The following is a 728-nucleotide window of genomic DNA, read 5'->3' as shown; positions in this document are numbered from 1 at the left end:
ATTTCTTCACACGCAGGAGGTCACTGGTTCGAGTCCAGTAGTCTCCACCAAGAAGAATCCTTAGAGCCGCAAGGCTTTGAGGATTCTTCTTTTCCCAGAACCAGGAAATATTGGGCGGCCGGACTTGCTGTAATTTGCGGCAAAATCCGGCCTTTTTTCATGCCTTTGTTGCAAAAGTGTTGCAAATTTTTCTTGTCCTTCAATCCTTTGCGCCGCAATGGATTGGGGGATTTTTCTGTGTCCGCAGGAGATTACATACTTCTCCAGCAGGACAGTCACCTTTGCAAAGATGTCGATTGTTGCAAATTTGCAACAATTGAACAAAATTAGGAGGTTCTCAAAGCGTTCCGTACCTTCTCAGCAGTCTGGGCCTCCCGGGAGCGGCGGTCATAGTGGGTATAGACACGCAAGGTCATGTCCACCGTACTGTGTCCCGCCAAATACTGCACTTCTTTAATATCCAGTCCTGCTTCAAAGAGGCGGGTAATATAGGTGTGCCGCAGAATATGAGCCGTCACATGGGCCTCCGGCAGTTCCCGCTCGATCAGTTTCCACATACTCTTGTAGGAAGACTTCGTCAGCGGCTGGTGATTCTCCATAGCAATGACGTACTGGGAGTGAGAATTTTTCTTCCGGGCCAGCAGCCATTCCTCCAGTTCCTCAGACATTGGAATATCCCGCTTGCCCGCGCTGGTCTTCAACTCATCACTGATGGTCGTTTCATACCG

Annotated in this window: 2 protein-coding genes; one reads left to right on the top strand and one right to left on the bottom strand. The window is 49.5% G+C overall.

Annotated features, from left to right (window positions below; genetic code table 11):
• The coding region (locus JQM66_RS12435) for a hypothetical protein (protein WP_235230180.1) at positions 1-330 on the top strand (330 nt) is incomplete at its 5' end.
• On the opposite strand, the gene JQM66_RS12430 is transcribed toward JQM66_RS12435, so the two are convergent.
• Positions 327-728, bottom strand: a 402-nt coding sequence (locus JQM66_RS12430; RefSeq protein ID WP_235230179.1) for a tyrosine-type recombinase/integrase, incomplete at its 5' end; no start/stop codon positions are given. The genes JQM66_RS12435 and JQM66_RS12430 overlap by 4 nt on opposite strands.

Source organism: Oscillibacter valericigenes (assembly GCF_021531915.1).
GTDB lineage: Bacteria > Bacillota > Clostridia > Oscillospirales > Oscillospiraceae > Oscillibacter > Oscillibacter valericigenes_A.
The sequence above is the reverse complement of the archived record's forward strand: the minus strand, read 5'-3'. Positions and strand labels throughout refer to the sequence as shown.